General features: G+C 60.3%; 15 protein-coding genes. 6 read left to right on the forward strand and 9 right to left on the reverse strand.

The annotated features are described in order from the left end of the window. Positions 1-8: 8 nt before the first annotated feature. The 3 genes from hflC to Mal15_RS02620 all read right to left on the reverse strand — a co-directional run bounded on the left by hflC (position 9) and on the right by Mal15_RS02620 (position 2,629). The gene (hflC, locus tag Mal15_RS02610; RefSeq protein WP_147866327.1) at positions 9-971 is read right to left on the reverse strand and encodes a protease modulator HflC; all 963 of its coding nucleotides are present in this window, start codon (positions 969-971) and stop codon (positions 9-11) included. After that, on the reverse strand, positions 968-1,951 hold the full coding sequence (hflK, locus tag Mal15_RS02615; RefSeq protein WP_147866328.1) for an FtsH protease activity modulator HflK: 984 nt from the start codon (positions 1,949-1,951) through the stop codon (positions 968-970). The genes hflC and hflK overlap by 4 nt, the downstream gene beginning before the upstream one ends. 285 nt (positions 1,952-2,236) lie before the next feature. Beyond that, a complete protein-coding gene (locus Mal15_RS02620; protein WP_147866329.1) occupies positions 2,237-2,629 on the reverse strand; it encodes a hypothetical protein in 393 nt (130 codons plus the stop codon). A 132-nt stretch (positions 2,630-2,761) separates the two neighbouring features. Here Mal15_RS02620 and Mal15_RS02625 point away from each other — a divergent pair, with 132 nt between their 5' ends. After that, the gene (locus Mal15_RS02625; RefSeq protein ID WP_147866330.1) at positions 2,762-3,439 is read left to right on the forward strand and encodes a DUF2306 domain-containing protein; all 678 of its coding nucleotides are present in this window, start codon (positions 2,762-2,764) and stop codon (positions 3,437-3,439) included. Between the two features lie 200 nt (positions 3,440-3,639). On the opposite strand, the gene Mal15_RS02630 is transcribed toward Mal15_RS02625, so the two are convergent. From Mal15_RS02630 to Mal15_RS02640, 3 genes are all read right to left on the reverse strand, one after another. After that, positions 3,640-4,188 carry a DUF3299 domain-containing protein gene (locus Mal15_RS02630; protein WP_147866331.1) on the reverse strand — a complete coding sequence of 183 codons (549 nt, stop codon included), beginning with the start codon at positions 4,186-4,188 and terminating at the stop codon, positions 3,640-3,642. Between the two features lie 38 nt (positions 4,189-4,226). Next, complete coding sequence (locus tag Mal15_RS02635; protein WP_147866332.1) at positions 4,227-4,901, reverse strand: DUF3299 domain-containing protein; 675 nt, start codon at positions 4,899-4,901, stop codon at positions 4,227-4,229. An 85-nt stretch (positions 4,902-4,986) separates the two neighbouring features. Further along, entirely contained in the window at positions 4,987-6,504 is a 1,518-nt protein-coding gene (locus Mal15_RS02640) for a hypothetical protein (protein WP_233903243.1), read from the reverse strand. Between the two features lie 320 nt (positions 6,505-6,824). Here Mal15_RS02640 and Mal15_RS02645 point away from each other — a divergent pair, with 320 nt between their 5' ends. From Mal15_RS02645 to Mal15_RS02660, 4 genes are all read left to right on the forward strand, one after another. Beyond that, the gene (locus Mal15_RS02645; protein ID WP_095739892.1) at positions 6,825-7,148 is read left to right on the forward strand and encodes a calmodulin-binding protein; all 324 of its coding nucleotides are present in this window, start codon (positions 6,825-6,827) and stop codon (positions 7,146-7,148) included. 117 nt (positions 7,149-7,265) lie between these two features. Next, on the forward strand, positions 7,266-8,705 hold the full coding sequence (locus Mal15_RS02650) for a helix-turn-helix domain-containing protein (RefSeq protein ID WP_147866333.1): 1,440 nt from the start codon (positions 7,266-7,268) through the stop codon (positions 8,703-8,705). Continuing rightward, complete coding sequence (locus Mal15_RS02655) at positions 8,702-9,172, forward strand: hypothetical protein (RefSeq protein ID WP_147866334.1); 471 nt, start codon at positions 8,702-8,704, stop codon at positions 9,170-9,172. Before Mal15_RS02650 ends, Mal15_RS02655 begins: the two co-directional genes overlap by 4 nt. A 79-nt stretch (positions 9,173-9,251) precedes the next feature. Continuing rightward, positions 9,252-10,118 carry an OmpA/MotB family protein gene (locus tag Mal15_RS02660; protein WP_147866335.1) on the forward strand — a complete coding sequence of 289 codons (867 nt, stop codon included), beginning with the start codon at positions 9,252-9,254 and terminating at the stop codon, positions 10,116-10,118. Positions 10,119-10,161: 43 nt separating this feature from the next. Here the strand turns inward: Mal15_RS02660 and Mal15_RS02665 are convergent, their stop codons facing one another. Both Mal15_RS02665 and Mal15_RS02670 read right to left on the reverse strand, forming a co-directional pair. Beyond that, positions 10,162-11,841, reverse strand: coding sequence for a hypothetical protein (locus Mal15_RS02665; RefSeq protein WP_147866336.1), 1,680 nt, complete (start codon positions 11,839-11,841; stop codon positions 10,162-10,164). Positions 11,842-11,846: 5 nt separating this feature from the next. After that, a complete protein-coding gene (locus Mal15_RS02670; protein WP_147866337.1) occupies positions 11,847-12,581 on the reverse strand; it encodes an ABC transporter ATP-binding protein in 735 nt (244 codons plus the stop codon). 225 nt (positions 12,582-12,806) lie between these two features. Here Mal15_RS02670 and Mal15_RS02675 point away from each other — a divergent pair, with 225 nt between their 5' ends. Further along, positions 12,807-13,382: a hypothetical protein gene (locus Mal15_RS02675; protein WP_147866338.1), complete on the forward strand. Its 576-nt coding sequence runs from the start codon at positions 12,807-12,809 to the stop codon at positions 13,380-13,382. A gap of 9 nt (positions 13,383-13,391) precedes the next feature. Here the strand turns inward: Mal15_RS02675 and Mal15_RS02680 are convergent, their stop codons facing one another. Beyond that, entirely contained in the window at positions 13,392-15,080 is a 1,689-nt protein-coding gene (locus Mal15_RS02680) for an L-lactate permease (RefSeq protein WP_147866339.1), read from the reverse strand. Positions 15,081-15,137 lie beyond the last annotated feature (57 nt).

The following is a 15,137-nucleotide window of genomic DNA, read 5'->3' on the forward strand; positions in this document are numbered from 1 at the left end:
CGCCGGGACTACTCCACCCCTTCGATCCGTTTGAGGAACTTGAAGATGTCGCTGTCGGTGCTCAGGATCAGCGTGCTGTCTTGGTCGAGCATCTCCTGGTAGGTTTCCATCGTTTTGATGAAGGCGAAGAACTCGACCGATTCGGGGCTTTGGTTGTACGCCTTGGCATAGATCTCCGTGGCCTCGGCGTCGGCGGCCCCTTGGATTTCCTGGACCTGCTTGTAGGCCTGGGATTCAATTTCCAGCAGGTCCTTTTCCTTGCGGCCGATGATCTTGGCCGCTTCGCCGGCCCCTTCGCTGCGGAAGCGTTCGGCGATTTGTTGGCGTTCGCTGATCATCCGGGAATAGATCCGGTCGCGGACGCTTTCGTTGTAATTGATGCGTTTGAAGCGAACATCCAACAGTTCGATGCCCAGATCGGTGACCTTGCTGGCCGCTTGTTGATAGATCTCTTCTTCGATCTTCGCGCGGCCCTTGTTGATCGGGTACAGGATCCCGATGTTGCCGGGTGCGTCGGCGATGGTTTCATCCCGGGCCGGTTGTCGGTCTTTGGTGGTGCGAACCAATTCGATCAACTCATGCTTGGCGATCGCGTTGCGTGTTTCGCTGCCCAAGATATCGTCCAGACGCGATTGGGCGCTGCGTTCATCTCTCAGCCGCAGAAAGAATTGCTTGGCATCATTGATACGCCAACGGCCGAAGGTGTCGACGACGATGTACGTTTTGTCTTTGGTCGGCATTTCGTTGGGGCGGCCGTCCCATTCCAGGATCCGCTTTTCGACGCGGGTCACTTCCTGGATCAGCGGAACCTTGAAATGCAAACCGGCATCGGCGATCGGTTCACCGACCGGTTTTCCGAATTGTGTGATGATGACCTGTTCGGTTTCGCTGACGGTGTAGGCCGCGCTGTAGGCGACCACCCCGACCAGGATCACGATGACGGCAACCACGGGGAAAGTCAGGCGATTCATTGGGACCTCCGAGTGGCTTGCGGTGCGAGATTCAACAGCGGCAGAACTTGACTGGCCTGATCGTCCATGATGATCTTTTGTCCCAACGTCGGGACGACCTGTCGCATCGTTTCGATGTAGATGCGTTGCTTGGTCACTTCGGGTGCTTTGGCGTATTCAGAGAACACGGCGTTAAACCGCGACACGTCTCCCTGGGCTTCATTGACCCGCTTGAGCGCGTAACCTTCGGCCGCTTGCTTTTTCTGTTCCGCTTCACCGCGTGCCCGAGGGACCTCTTTGTTGTATTCGCCGTTGGCGACATTGATCATCTGCTCCCGTTCCTGCTGAGCTTGATTGACCTCGTTGAACGACGGTTGAACCGGCTGGGGCGGATTGACGTTTTTCAGCTGCACCTGATCGATGCTCAGTCCCAGTTCATATTTGTCGACCAGGGTCTGAAGTTGCAGCAGCGCTTCGACTTCGATCTCTTGTCGGCCGATCGTGATGACTTCGTCGACCGTGCGATCACCGACAACCGTTCGCATCACCGATTCGGAGATGTCACGAAGCGTCTGGCCGGGGTTACGGACTTTGAACAAGAACAGTTTGGGGTCGCGGACGCGATATTGGATGACCCATTCGACCGTGGCGATATTCAGATCGCCGGTGACCATCACCCGTTCTTCGGCTTGTTCGTTGGACACTTGTGTTTCGTTGGTGGCCCCGGGCGTTCCGAAGCCGTACTCCTGTTTCAGCTGACGCTTGACCGGAACGATCGAAACCTCGTCGATTCCGAAGGGGAATTTGAATCGCAATCCCGGCTCGACCGTTTTGACATAGCGTCCGAACCGCAGCACCACGCCTTCGGATTCGGCCTGGACGGTGTACACGCTTGTCAGCAGCAGCGTCAGGACCAGCAAGGCGGGAATCAGCCAGGCCACGTAGGGCTGAATCCGCTCCAGATCCGACCAGTCGGGGCCACGCGGGTTGGAATTGCTCATGAATGAAATCAGGGATGTGTAGAAGGACACGGTTCGCGGTTATTGAACGCCGCCCCCGGCCGCTATCGGCAAGGACCACGCAACTCCGCCGGAAAGGGTAGGTCCCGACGGCGCCATTGTAAGGCTCTCAATCCGGAAATTTGGCGATCTTTCTTGCCCGCCCTGAACGAGATGTCGCGACGCTCGATGCGAGCGAGGAAAGCCCCAGGGATTCACCTCCTGGCGAAGGCAGCCACGACTGAGCGGCAATTGACGATGTTTTGATGCGGAGCAGCGCTGTCCGGCTCAGGGAACCACCGGTCCGTCCGTGCCCCCCTGCGGCGCAACATCATTCACCGGGGGCTGTATCACCGGCATGTCATCGAAATCGTCGAAATCCTCCACCGGGACGCGGTTCATGCCAAAGTCTTCGACATATTGAGGGATTGGCTTCACCGGTCGGCGACCTTCGTTAAAATCGCGGACAGGGGTCAGCAAGATGAAACCGCCGACGATGACAAACCCCGTGGTGGCGGCGACGATGATCCAAAGCAACGGCGATCGCAGAGCGCCGGTGAACACGATCCCGTCACCGACGGTGGGCGGAGTCCGGTAAGGCTGAGCCTGGGAGAGAGAGGGCTCTTCAGAATCGATCCCCAGCGGACCACGACTGCCGGGAGTCTGATTGTGGTTCGACATTGCTTCGTCCCCCGCGGTTGATGACCTATCCCAGAACCCCGATTCAATCGCCCAGTTCAATAGGCCCGTTCGATAGGCCTGTTCGATTATAGGCGGGGGATGTCCCGGATCTTTCGCGAATCGTGACCCGCGATGAATTCTTTTTACAATTCGCTCGCCTCGATCACGCCCTTGCGAGTCGTGAAATGGGTGTCGATCGGATTTGTATTCTGGATCGGTGCGCTGATCCTGTCGCCATTTAGGCACTACTTGCCGCCGGATTTCCAATACGGGTTTCTAAGCAACAAAGGGGACTTCTTCTTTTCCTCCGGCTACTTCATCGGTTTCTACCTGCACATCAGTGCGGCTCCGTTGGCATTGTTTCTCGGCGGATTGCAACTCAGTCGCACAATCCGCCAACGGTATCCGCGTGTGCATCGCAGGATCGGCGCGACCTATGTCCTGGCCGTTCTATTCTCGGCCGCTCCCGGCGGTTTCATCATGGCGATCAAGGCGTTCGGCGGATGGTCGACCACGATCTGTTTCGGCTTGTTGGCGTTGGCCACATGGTGGTCGACCTACATCGGTTGGCGCGCCGGCCGCGCCTGCGATTTCCAGCGGCACCAACTCTGGATGCTCCGCAGCTATGTGCTGCTTCTGTCGGCCGTGTTCTTGCGGCTGGGGCACTACGCACTGCAATCGCTGCACCTGAGACCGGAGTTGACGTACCAGATCGCCGCTTGGACCAGTTGGCTGGTTCCATGGATCGCCCTCGAGTTGACGCTGGTTTACAGCCGTGGTCGCTGGCGGTCACCCGCCGCCCAATCGTGAGTTAGGCTTGCCCTGGACCATGACACCAGACCACTCACAACAGACAGATTCAGATGGCGACAATTATCAACGAATCATCGGATCGGCCGGCAATCGCGTGCAACCGGACGATCATCGCCCCGTCAACGACTGGCCGATGACCTACGGCCGATTTCGGTTTCCGTTGGGAATCGTTTCGGAGCTTGAAGGGCGTCGAATTCCTACTTGACGCTGACGCCTTCGATCCGGAACACGGCCATGTGCGTGGCACCGCGTGGGCCTTTGCCGCCGGGGTACTTGTAGGTTTCCGGATCGAGGACAAACTTGCCTTCGACCGTCACCGGTCGCGTGGTGAAGTCGGCGGTGTTGTCGTCGACCATCGTGACGAACACACAATCGTAAAGCGCCGCACCGGGGCCGAAACAGCATTCCTGGTTGTCACGCACCAAGACGAATTGTTTGAACCCTTCGTTCTGGTACGTGCTGCTGGGCAGGATGTAACCGCGCAGTTTGACGTTCTTGCCGTTGATCATCTTCAGCCGCTTGGTCCACATCGATTCGTCGAAGGCGCCGTCTTTCTCGATGTCGAACTTCAAGTCGTCGAAGTTGATTTCGCCTTTGGCCAGTTGGGCTTCGGTGCTGAGACGGATTTCGACTTTTTTCCGCTCCGACGGGTCTTGGCCGGCGGCGGAGGCACAGGGCAGCGACAGAGCGAGCAGGACAGCGAGCGGCAAATAGGTTGCGGTGGCGGGGACGCGAAAATGGTGCATGTCGACTCGCTTGCGAAGCTCGTTGGGGGCGTGATCGCTTAATTCACTTTTGTCCCTTTTAACCGGTAGAACACCGCGTTGTCAAAATCAGCTTGTTTTTTGGGGACTCGGTTGAGCGAAAATTTGCCGGCCAATTTCCGGCGTGTCATGCCGCCTTCGATCGTTTGGCCGCCGGTCAATGTGACTTCGACCATCTCACTGCTCTTGGGTTGCCCGCCGAAACAGCAGGTCCCCAAGTCACCGACCAGGACGAATTGGCGCAGCATTCCGCCGCCGCTGGACGGATGAATGTAGCCCTTGATGAACACGTCTTTGCCGTCGATCTCAAATGCCGTTTCCGTGGGCCGGTCTGGATCGGCGTCGAATTTCAATTTGTAGAACGGCACGCGAATGTGTCCCGGCGGGACTTCGGTCAGGTACACATAGGTGTGCATGCCGATGCCGCCGATCAACAGCAACGCGTTGGCGGCCATGGCAAATTTTGCCAGCCCCAGGCCGCTGAACTCATCGGGATAGCGTCGAATCGAACGGATCGACAACAACGCAAACACGACGCCCAGGACCGCCAGGGCGAGCAATACTTCAAATGGCGGGATCAGCCCCAACAGCGCGACGACAAACAACAAGGTCGACGTGATCGCGCTGCGGCTGAGCGCCCGATACGGAAAATCCACCTCGTCGGCGGACGACGACATTTGAAGATCAGTAGCCATCAATGAGTTGCGGCAAATTGGTTGGGAACGAACGGGTGGGAGAGACTTCCCGCCTGTCGCCGGAGTTGCACGCGTGGCGCGATGCTCACGCCACCTTGACCCCGGTCGCGGGACCACCGGTCAACACCAGGAACAGGGCCAAGACGATCGTCGCCAAGGCGACCGTGATTACGTATCCCAGGTCCCAAGGGTTCGCTTGCTGGGCCAGGATTGCCCGATTGCTCAACTGGTCGCCCCCCGCCGATTCACCCCTCAGACCGGCGGGAGCGATGCCGACCCGGCCGCCGGAAACGGGGGCGACCGCGGCAAAACGCGTCCCAAGTTTGATCGATTCGACGGCAGGGACGACTTGTGACGTCGCCTCTTCGGCCGGTTTAGCACGCACCGGGACGGGAATCGGGAAAAAGGTCTTGGCCCGGCGAACCGCTTCGGGGTCGATCTTCTCCAGTTCTTCGATCGCGGCGGCGGCTTCGGGCAGTGGACACGCGCGCATGTAGTTGATGACCGGCACACGCAGCCAGTTCTTGTCTTTCTCGGCTTCCTTGAACAGGGTCTTCAAACGCTCGATTTGACTCCAATCGTTCCACTTGGCCAGGTCCGGGATCACCATGTCGGCCAGTTCGCTGCGGTCGAGAATCTTGTGCAGCGATTCTACGAGCGCGCTGCGCGGAATCACGCCGCCGTCGGTCCCGTGAAATCGGATCGCCATGATCGCGGCATAGCTTTGTGGGAACGGCGCTTTGTGATTGTCGATGAACAACTCGTTGATCAGCGGCAGCCCCGATTCGCCGGCCAGGGTCAAATAGCAGGCGATCAATGCGTCCAGGCCTCCGGTCACGCTTTTGGCCGGATTGCGGAGCATCTCTTCGAGCATCGGCAAATCGTCCTTGCTGCCGCAGACGCCGAGCATCGTGAAATACAACCGTTTGCGGTCGGCGCCGATTTCGGGTTGCTGGACCCAATGGATCAATTGGTCGCGATCCATGTCGGGGCCGATTTGTTGGATGATGTCGTAGGGAGTCGATGCGAACTCGTCATAGGCGTCGCGTGAAATCAACGCTTCCTCGTCTTCCAGGTAGTGGCGGAAAAACTGCAGTCGCTTGACGGGGTCATCTTCCACCTGGCTGGCTTTGACGATGTACTCCTCGGCACGCTCGCTGACCGGCAGACATGACCACTGCAGATTCGGCGGGTCGACGCCGGAGAGCAGGAAACGCCGCCCGACTTCGACCTTGCCGTAATAAATCGCGTCGACTTCCTGGCCGACTTTGATGTGTTCGGATCCCTTGATCACTTTCTCGATCTTCATCTTCACCACGCCGGTGGTCAGATTTCGCGTCGTTTCACCGTCCAGGCTCGATGCGATCACGACTGCGTCCATGGTCAGCGATTGCTGGCGGATGGTTTGTTGGACCGACTCGCAGAACGGACACGCCATCACGGAGAACCATGGGGTCGCGACCAGCCCCAGCAGCAGCAACGCGGCAGCCGGAAGGCCCGGAAACGGGAAAGTCTTGCGAATCGTCAATCTTTGTCTGACCGATAAAAGGAACGCTTGGGCATGATGCTGCGGGCGGTGGGGCAGTCGTGGGGAGGGACGCATTCGGATCGGGTGGGTTGGAGTGGAGTAATGCTCAATGGCTGGGACATCACTGCTGGGAGTTCAATAATAGGTGCAAAATACCCCCGGTGAGAAGGCTCAAATCGTTTCTCCAGGAAATCCCGGCACGATCGACTCAACCCATCCAGCCATATTTGCCGATACGACCGAAGATCCGGGCTTTCCGCCCAGGAGCCGGTTGCCCAACACACCCGTAAGTTTTGGGCGTCGGCGGACACTTTTGAAACGACCAATCAACCGAGCCGATCCGTGACGCGCCGTTCATCGCGTCGGACACCGGCCGACAAGGGGGGAGAGCAGGAATGCTTCGTCAGTTGATCATCGCCGCCGTTTTGGTGGCATCGGCCTTCACTTTGGCCGGCGACGCGTCGGCCGACCAGCGCGCGTTCGGCCAAGCTTGGGGCGGCAGTGCCAGCACCCGTGACTGGAACCGGTTCTATCACTATCCCTATGTGTATTACCCCCAGAATTTCTGGGGCCAGGAATACTATCGTAGCGCCGATAGCATGTACCACCGCTATCCGCCGGAGATGCGAATTCCGGTCTACAACAAGAAGTGGCACAACTACTATCCCAGCAACCGCCGCTATCACTCCGGTCACCACTTCATCCTGGATGTCTTTTAACGGACTCGCGCCAATCTGACGTAGCGACGCTCGCCAGAGTGTGGGAAACACCGTGGATCCACCTTCTGGCGATGGTAGCGAGGTCTGAGCTGCCACCGGTCAACTTTCCTGTGGAGAGTGGCGCTGTGGAGAGTGACGCTGTCCAGCGTGGAATTGATGGCCAACAGCACCAAGATTCGTCCATTCAGTCGGCTGATCGACAAAGCCGATTCGCCGTTCTGGGTGATCGGACCGGATGGGTGTCTGGTCTTTCTGTCCGCCGCGGTCGGCGATTGGCTGACCGTCGAACCGGAGTCGCTGATCGGACGACGTTGTGTCGCCGGAACCAGCATCACCGACGACCCGTTGGATTTCCTGGCCGCGTCATTGGCGCCGCCGCCGGGGTTCGCCAAAACCGGAACCGCATCGCTGCTGGTCCAGCCGACCTTTCGCGGTGCAAAAGCGCGGCGGATTGCGGCCATGGAAACGCGGTTCGTACGTCTGGGGCCTGCCGACGAAGCCGTCACGCTCGCGATCGCGGGCAGCTTCAGCGACCAGCTTGCCGACCCCGTCATCGATGCTTCGGTGTTGTTGCGTCGGGAACTCGACCGCTGGCGTCGACATCACGAATCCATTGCTCAGGGTGTGCTGGTCGGAACGTCCCGCGCGGCCCAGCGGCTTCAGAAACAAACGCGACTTGCCGGTTCGGTCCGCAGCGATCTGCTGATCCTGTCCCCGCCGGGCTGCCTTGCCGAATCCCTGGCCGTCTCGTTGCACCAAAGCTCGGCGGCCGGAGAACCCAACGCCACGATCGACGGTCCGCTGATGGATCCGGAATTGTTGGACGCCAGTCTGGCCGCTGCCATCGCCCACCTGGCCGAATCCGAAACGACAAAGGCGACCGCGATCGTCAAAGACATCGATCAAATGCCGTTGGAGGCTCAATTGCGGTTGGTGGAGCATCTGCGCCAGTTCGATCCTCGGCTGCGGCTGATCGCGATCGCAGATCGTGCCGCGGAGATTATCAGCGACGCGAGTGCGGAGCCCGATCCCGACGTCGATTACGTCCTCGATCAATCGCTTCCGGTCGGAATTGCGGCGCCGATTGCCGACCAACTCTGCGGGCTGACGATCCGCTTGGTGCCCCTGTGTGACCGGGTCGCCGATCTGCCGATGATCGCCACCGCCATGCTGGATCGACGACGGGCTGCCGGAGACGGCGTCGCCGATCGGTTCTCCCGCGCCGCGCTCGATGCAATCGTGATCTATCCCTGGCCGGACAATTTTCGCGAACTGGACCAGGCCATTCGACACGCATCACGAACTTGTCCCACGCAAGTCATCGGGCTGGAGCATCTGCCACTTGCGATCCGCTCCTACCGCCCCAATGAAACCGTGCCGAAGCAACAGCAAACCATCGATCTGGATCAGGCCGTGGCCCGATTCGAGGCAGATTTGATTCAGGAAGCCTTGGAAACGAGCGACGGCAATCGGGCCGAAGCGGCGCGGCGGTTGAACATCTCGCGTGCCCGTCTGCTTCGGAAGCTGGAGTCGATCGGCGAGGGAGATCAACCGTGAAAAAGCCCCAGGGTGTCTCTTTGATCGTCCCCACCATTCCCCTATGGGTCTGTGAGTCGGGCCGTCGATGGTGCGACGCGGCGAAGCGGTTCGTCGGCCCCTTTCAGCATGATCCGAAGCCCGTTTCGACCGACGGTACCGAACCGGGTGAGCGGATGTTCCATGTCCAATCACTCGATGCCGCCCCGATTCGCGCTCAGCTGCCGGCCCACCGGGACTTGGTCATTCTGTGGGAAGTTGTTTCGGAGCATACGCCGGCGGTCGCCCTGCACATCGCCCAAATCGGCGTCACCCGCCCCGATGTGCTGCAACTGGCCGCAATCGATGACGTCCCCCGAGCGCGATCCAGGCGTCTGGCTCTGCGGATGATGGAACTCGGCGCGGCGGTCGTCTTACACGATCCCCTCGATCTGGCTGTTTATGCCAAACTCGTCCACAGACGCTTTTTGGCTCAACTTGACGATTGATCTTGCCGCAGCGTCGCCAGACCCCTATCTGTAGGGCACGATGAGCGGCGCGGATGCCGCTTTGAAGACCCCAATCAGGATGATTCGAGCGGTGCGGGACCGGAGAACAGGACGACGTTTCAGTGGCTTGTGTATCGCCCTTGCGGTACTCGCGGTCGCTGGATGCAATCAAAACCCGTACCTGGCCGGGCCGACCACCTATCCGCCCACCTCTGTCGGCCCGTCGATCTCGCAGCAAGGCATCAACCCGAACGACTCGCGATTGGCCGAGCTGACGCGAAGGGTTCAATTGCTCGACGACAACAACCGCCAACTGCACACGCAACTGGCCCAAAGCGAACAGCAGGCCCAGGTCTATCGCGAGGAATTAGACCTCGTCCGCAAGCAGCTTGCCGACACCAACCAGCAACTCGAATCCGCGTCGATTGCCGCACGCGAGGCTGAAAACAAGGTCCGCGGATTCCAAGCGTCGACGCAGATGCGTGGCGGGGCGTCGATCCAGCCCAACACCAACCTCAGCCGACTCGCCTCGCAACTGAACCTCGGCGGGCTGCCCGTTCGGCAGGATGGCGACCGGATTCGGATCGCGATCCCCAGCGACCAGCTGTTCGCTCCGGGGACGGCCCAGTTGATTCAGCAATCCGCGCAGGTGCTCGACCCGGTCGCCGCACAACTGCGCAGTCTGTTCCCGCGTCAACGGATCGGGATCGAAGGCTACACCGACAACGCCCAAGCGATGAACGGCGGCGCCGCGGCCAGTCACCAACTCGCCTCGGCACAGGCCTCCGCCGTCTTGGACATGCTGACCCGCCGCGCCGGCATGCCGCTGGGACAGTTCTTTATCGTCGCTCAAGGCGCCAACCGTCCCCTGCAACCCAACGCCTCGGCGGCCGGTCGGGCGGCCAACCGACGCATCGAACTGGTCATCTACCCGGAAACTTTTTAGTCAAGTTTCAAGTTGGAACCTGGAACTCCCAACTCCCAACTCCCTACTCCGGCGGGAGATCGGCGGAGATGTCGAAGCGACGCCAGCACCAGGCGGTCACCATCATCGCACCGACCGCCAAACTCCACGTGGCCGCGACGGCGCCGGTGACGTACACGGGAACCGACAACGGATCGCTAAACAGCGATTGGCAGATCGAAACCCAAACCAACAACGCTCCGACCGCAGCGGCAATCAGCGTCGCCTTGCCCAGAAACATCACGTTGGCTCGCACCACCATGCCGAACCCCTGGGCGTGTTCGTGGTGCGGGTAGGCCAGAAACAATGCGTTTTCGGTCGCGAATGTAAACACCGCCAGCGCCGATAACATGCCGCCCCAGCCGATCAGTTGTGGCCAGCCAGGGCCGCAGACCGACGCCGCGATCGCCAGCGTCGTCCATTGAAAGGTAACGGTGATCAAGATCGGTAACGTCAACTGCCCCAGCACCGCCTGGATCGGCCGCAGCGGCAAGGACCGCAACAGCAGCATCCGCTTCAGATCGCGTCGGAAATCCAATCGCAGCGCAGGCGGAGCGAGCAGCATCGTGCACAGTGCGATTCCGGCGATGACAAACGCCCATTGGTTTCCCATCCGACCGGTCAGCAGCGGTGACAGACAGAGCAGTGTCGGGACCAGGAAACTGAACAGGATGGTTCCGTAATAGCGGCGGATCGAAAGTGCCTGTCGCCAAACCAACGCGACCGAGTCTCCCATCCGCCGCGGCAGGAGGGCTTCGATGCGATCGGCCAACCGATCTTCGGTCAGCTCGCCGGCACGTTCAGCAGGGTCCGATGAAGGCCCTCGAAAGTCCCCCGAACGCAACCGTGCTTTCTCGCGATCGAGGATCGCCGATGCGGCCCAGCCATCCACGCGAACGAGCGTGAAGATCGCAAACGGCACCAGCATCACCGACGCCAACATTTGCACCGCGGTGTGGCTGGTGATGTCGACGGTCGTTGCCAGCAAGGCGGCCGGACGCCAGCCGATCGCCATCCATTGAACGGCGTCACACGATGCGATGCCTCCGATCGCGCGAAAACTGTTCAACACGTAGACCCCCGGCTGCGACCCACTCGGCGTGATCGCGGCCAATTGTCCAAAGAACTGCAGAATCGCCGCAAACGCGATCGCCGAGAGCGCCACACGAGCCCCGATCAGGTGACGGCGCGACAGCCCGCTGACCAGACGTTGCCAAATCATTCGCACCGTTTCCAGCAGGACCAGTGCGGCAAAGACACCGGTCGCCAGCAGGCCCGCGTGCTGCACGTCGGGCGCGAGCGCAATGACCAGGAAGAACGTCTTCAACAGCGCGGAGAAGAACACCGTGTTGACTTTGTACCCCGCCACCGTCGACCGTTTCAGCGGAGCGCCGCCGAGCCACAGCTTTTCCGCGTCGGTGTATTCCATGTCGACCTGCTTTTCCGTCCACACACAACGCACCGCGTGATAGATCAGATACAGCACCATCCCGCCGGACAGCCACAGCCGCAACGATTCGGGGTCCGCGGTCCGTCGCGACGCCAAGATCAGGAAGCCGTTCAAGACGTAGACGCACAGAAAGATCACGGCGATCGCCGACGCCACGATCCGCCGTGGAGAGCGCATGCGATCGGCGGCACGTCGGAGTCGAAAAAGGCTGCGTCGCAACGTCAGCCAGCTCAGGTGTTTGTGGGGAGACGACATGGGAATCAAACGGCCATCGCGGCGGTCGCTTCGAAGTAGGCTTGTTCGAGAGATTGGGCGCCGGGGAATTCCGCACGCAGTTGGTCGACGTCACCGAAGTACTGCAGTTTGCCGTGCTGCATGACGATCAGATGCGTGCACACGTCCTGGATCATCGCCAGCAGGTGGCTGGAAATGATGATCGTTGCGCCCGCGGCGGCACGCTGTTTGATCGATTCCAGCAGCCGGCGGATGCCCGGCGGATCGAGCCCCGTCATCGGTTCGTCCAACAGCAACACGGCCGGGTCATACAGATAGGCACAGCAAATCGCCAATTTTTGTCGCATGCCCCGCGACAGCGTCGTCGCGCCGCTGTTGATCTTGTCACCTAGCTGAAAGTATTCGAGCAACTCGGACGCTTTTGACCGATGGTTCGGAACTTCATAAATCCGCCCGATGAACTCCAGGTGTTGCGCAACGGTCAAGTCATCAAACAACGGCGGGTCATCGGGGACATAGGCCAGCCGCCGTTTTAGTTCCATCAGCGTCTTCGGGTCACCGCCGGACAGGTCGCACCCCGCGACGCACAGGTTGCCGTCGGTCGCAGGGATTAATCCGGCCAGACAGCGCATCGTGGTGGTTTTCCCGGCCCCGTTGGGACCCACCAAACCGCCAATGTTTCCGGGATCCAGCGAAAAAGAAACCCCGTCGACGGCCAAATGGTCTTCGTACAGTTTGCGGAGCTCGTGGCAGCGGAGCATCGGGTTTTGCAGTTTTTAGGGGGCGTGGGCATACAGGCTGCTGAAAGGTTAGGTTACGCTTGGGCGATGTGTCGGCAGAGACGAATGCTCGAATCTTGGGAAGGCAGATCTTGGGACGGCAGATCTTGGGAAGGCAGAGCGGATGGACGAGAACCTACCGATGAAGCAGCAAATCGAGGGGCGACCCGCAGATGATCCCCGCCGAGTCGCCCGGCTTGAATCCCAATGACGAATCCCTATCGCGCCCCGGTCGAGACTCACAGCACCGGTGACGAGACAGATGCGGCAGCGGCGGAGTTCCTGGTCACGGCCCGGCAACTGCGGTTTGCCGAGTCAAAATTCTTGCTCTATCGATGTGGCGGTCGATTGACGTTGGCATCCTTCGTCATGATCGCGTTGTCGCTTCTGGTTGCGGTTGATTTGTCGTCGCTTCCGCTGCCGACCGCAGCAGCGGTGGGGCCAACCCCGTTTCCCCTGGTGCTGCGTGAACTCGCGGTGATGGGGCTGGCGACGGTCGTCTACCTGAGCTTGATCCTCTCGGTCCGCAAGACGGTCAGGGCAGAACTCGCATCACACGGCATCGTGGATGGTGCGGGACTTTCAGTGGTCGTCAAAGATCGTGTGCTCGGGTGGTCCGGACCCCAAGGCGTGTTTTCGGTGCCCTTGAATCAATCGCGTCCGATACGAACGCGGAAAGGGATGATCGTGGTGGTCGATCGAGACCTGTTTCTTTTCATTCCCAAAGAGGCCGCATTTGCCGGCGGTCGCTATCAAGACTTCGCGCGAGCCCTCGTCGCGTGATGTGGGAGACTAAGCCACGATCATCCCGATGATTCCCGCTACCGCGACGTAGTACAGAAACACCAACGCGGTGATCCGGATGATATCGCCTTCGCGGCCGACCAGCCCCACGACGGCACAGGCGGCGACCACGTTGTGAACGCAAATCGTGTTGCCAGCCGCGCCGCCGACCGCTTGCAACGCGACGACCCAGATCGGGTCGGCGGCGATGTTTTGGCCGACTTGGAACTGGAACAGCGAAAACATCATGTTGCTGATCGTGTTGCTGCCGGCGACAAAGGCGCCCAGCCCGCCGACCAGTGGCGACAACAACGGCCAGGCTCCTCCGACCAGCGACGAAACCCCGCCGGCAAGCACCTTGGGCATCGAATCATACCCCGCGGCGCCGCCATCACTGTTGATAAATAACTGAACCATCGGGACCGCAAAGACCAACGCCAGCGACGCCGAAACGACCATCCGCAGCGACCGCGTCGTCGCATCGACCACCGCCCGCTTGCTCATCCGGTGCAATGGAATCGTCAGCAAGCAGACCAGCACAAACAGGGCGCCCGGCAGATACAGCGGCGCGACGGGTTTGATGCTGATCGCCGATCCGAAAAGATTCTCCATCAGCGTCGCATCGGCGGGAATGGTGACCGATTTGAGCCACTGGCCGAGCGGAATCCACGGCAATCGTGTCAGCACCAGCATCACCGCGATCAACAAATAGGGCACCCATGACCGCATGATGGACAACCCGTGTCCGGCGTCCTTCAGCCGAATGTCGACGTTGCCATTCCAGTCGTCCGGCCAGGTGGACGCCTCGGGAAAATCCCACGCCGGCTCGCGCGGCACCAGCCAGCCCCGTCGGGCCAGCGGAACCGTCAACGATAATCCCACCAACGCCCCGATCAGCGACGGGAATTCCGGCCCCAACGTGTTGGCGATGATCGTCGACGGGATCGTCATCGATAGCGACGCGAACAGGGCAAAGGGCCAAATGCGAAACCCTTCACGCCATGAGCGGTTGGCCCCGAAAAAGCGTGTCATCACGACAACCACAAACAGCGGAATCAACGTCCCGCAAATCATGTGGACCAGCGCCACCCGTCCACCGACCAACGGCAACAACGTGGACCAGATGTCGTCGCCCGCTGCGAGTTCATCTCGGGCATAAGCGAGGACCGATTCGCTGCCGCTAAGCCCATTCTTGACGCCGATCAGAATCGGCGTGCCCACCGCACCAAACGACACCGGCGTGCACTGGATCAACATCCCGCTGACGACCGCCGATTTGGCGGGAAACCCCAGCCCGACCAACAGCGGCACGCAGACCGCAGCGGGAGTCCCAAACCCGGCGCTGCCTTCGATGAACGACCCGAACAACCACGCGATCAAGATGACTTGCACACGACGATCCGGAGTGATGTCCGTGAATCCCCGCCGGATCACCGCCAGCCCACCGCTCTCGCTGAGCGTGTTGAGCAACAGGATCGCACCGAAAATGATGAACAGCAACTGCGCGGTGACCACCAATCCATTGACCGACGCCGCGGCAATCGTCGCCGTGTCCAGTTTCCAAACAAAGTACGCCAACACCACAACGCTGACGTACGCAATCGGCATCGCCCGGGAAGCCGGCATCCGCAAGGCGACCAGTAAGACCGCAACGACAAGAATCGGCGTGAACGCGAGCAGCGGGGCGATGGTTTCCATGGGCGATCGTCATGTTGCGTGTGGAGAAAATTCTCTGCGTCGTCCTCCCTGGCAGAG

The sequence above is a fragment of the Stieleria maiorica genome, from assembly GCF_008035925.1.
Lineage (GTDB): Bacteria > Planctomycetota > Planctomycetia > Pirellulales > Pirellulaceae > Stieleria > Stieleria maiorica.

What these genes read in the sequence shown, in the direction of transcription:
- Mal15_RS02670 (WP_147866337.1), bottom strand. Translation starts at nt 12,581, where the DNA reads ATGCTCCGCTGCCACGAGCTCCGCAAACTGTACGAAGACCATTTGGCC.
- Mal15_RS02635 (WP_147866332.1), bottom strand. Translation starts at nt 4,901, where the DNA reads ATGGCTACTGATCTTCAAATGTCGTCGTCCGCCGACGAGGTGGATTTT.
- hflC (WP_147866327.1), bottom strand. Translation starts at nt 971, where the DNA reads ATGAATCGCCTGACTTTCCCCGTGGTTGCCGTCATCGTGATCCTGGTC.
- Mal15_RS02680 (WP_147866339.1), bottom strand. Translation starts at nt 15,080, where the DNA reads ATGGAAACCATCGCCCCGCTGCTCGCGTTCACGCCGATTCTTGTCGTT.
- hflK (WP_147866328.1), bottom strand. Translation starts at nt 1,951, where the DNA reads ATGAGCAATTCCAACCCGCGTGGCCCCGACTGGTCGGATCTGGAGCGG.
- Mal15_RS02675 (WP_147866338.1), top strand. Translation starts at nt 12,807, where the DNA reads ATGACGAATCCCTATCGCGCCCCGGTCGAGACTCACAGCACCGGTGAC.
- Mal15_RS02630 (WP_147866331.1), bottom strand. Translation starts at nt 4,188, where the DNA reads ATGCACCATTTTCGCGTCCCCGCCACCGCAACCTATTTGCCGCTCGCT.
- Mal15_RS02640 (WP_233903243.1), bottom strand. Translation starts at nt 6,504, where the DNA reads ATGCGTCCCTCCCCACGACTGCCCCACCGCCCGCAGCATCATGCCCAA.
- Mal15_RS02620 (WP_147866329.1), bottom strand. Translation starts at nt 2,629, where the DNA reads ATGTCGAACCACAATCAGACTCCCGGCAGTCGTGGTCCGCTGGGGATC.
- Mal15_RS02660 (WP_147866335.1), top strand. Translation starts at nt 9,252, where the DNA reads ATGATTCGAGCGGTGCGGGACCGGAGAACAGGACGACGTTTCAGTGGC.
- Mal15_RS02645 (WP_095739892.1), top strand. Translation starts at nt 6,825, where the DNA reads ATGCTTCGTCAGTTGATCATCGCCGCCGTTTTGGTGGCATCGGCCTTC.
- Mal15_RS02665 (WP_147866336.1), bottom strand. Translation starts at nt 11,841, where the DNA reads ATGTCGTCTCCCCACAAACACCTGAGCTGGCTGACGTTGCGACGCAGC.
- Mal15_RS02625 (WP_147866330.1), top strand. Translation starts at nt 2,762, where the DNA reads ATGAATTCTTTTTACAATTCGCTCGCCTCGATCACGCCCTTGCGAGTC.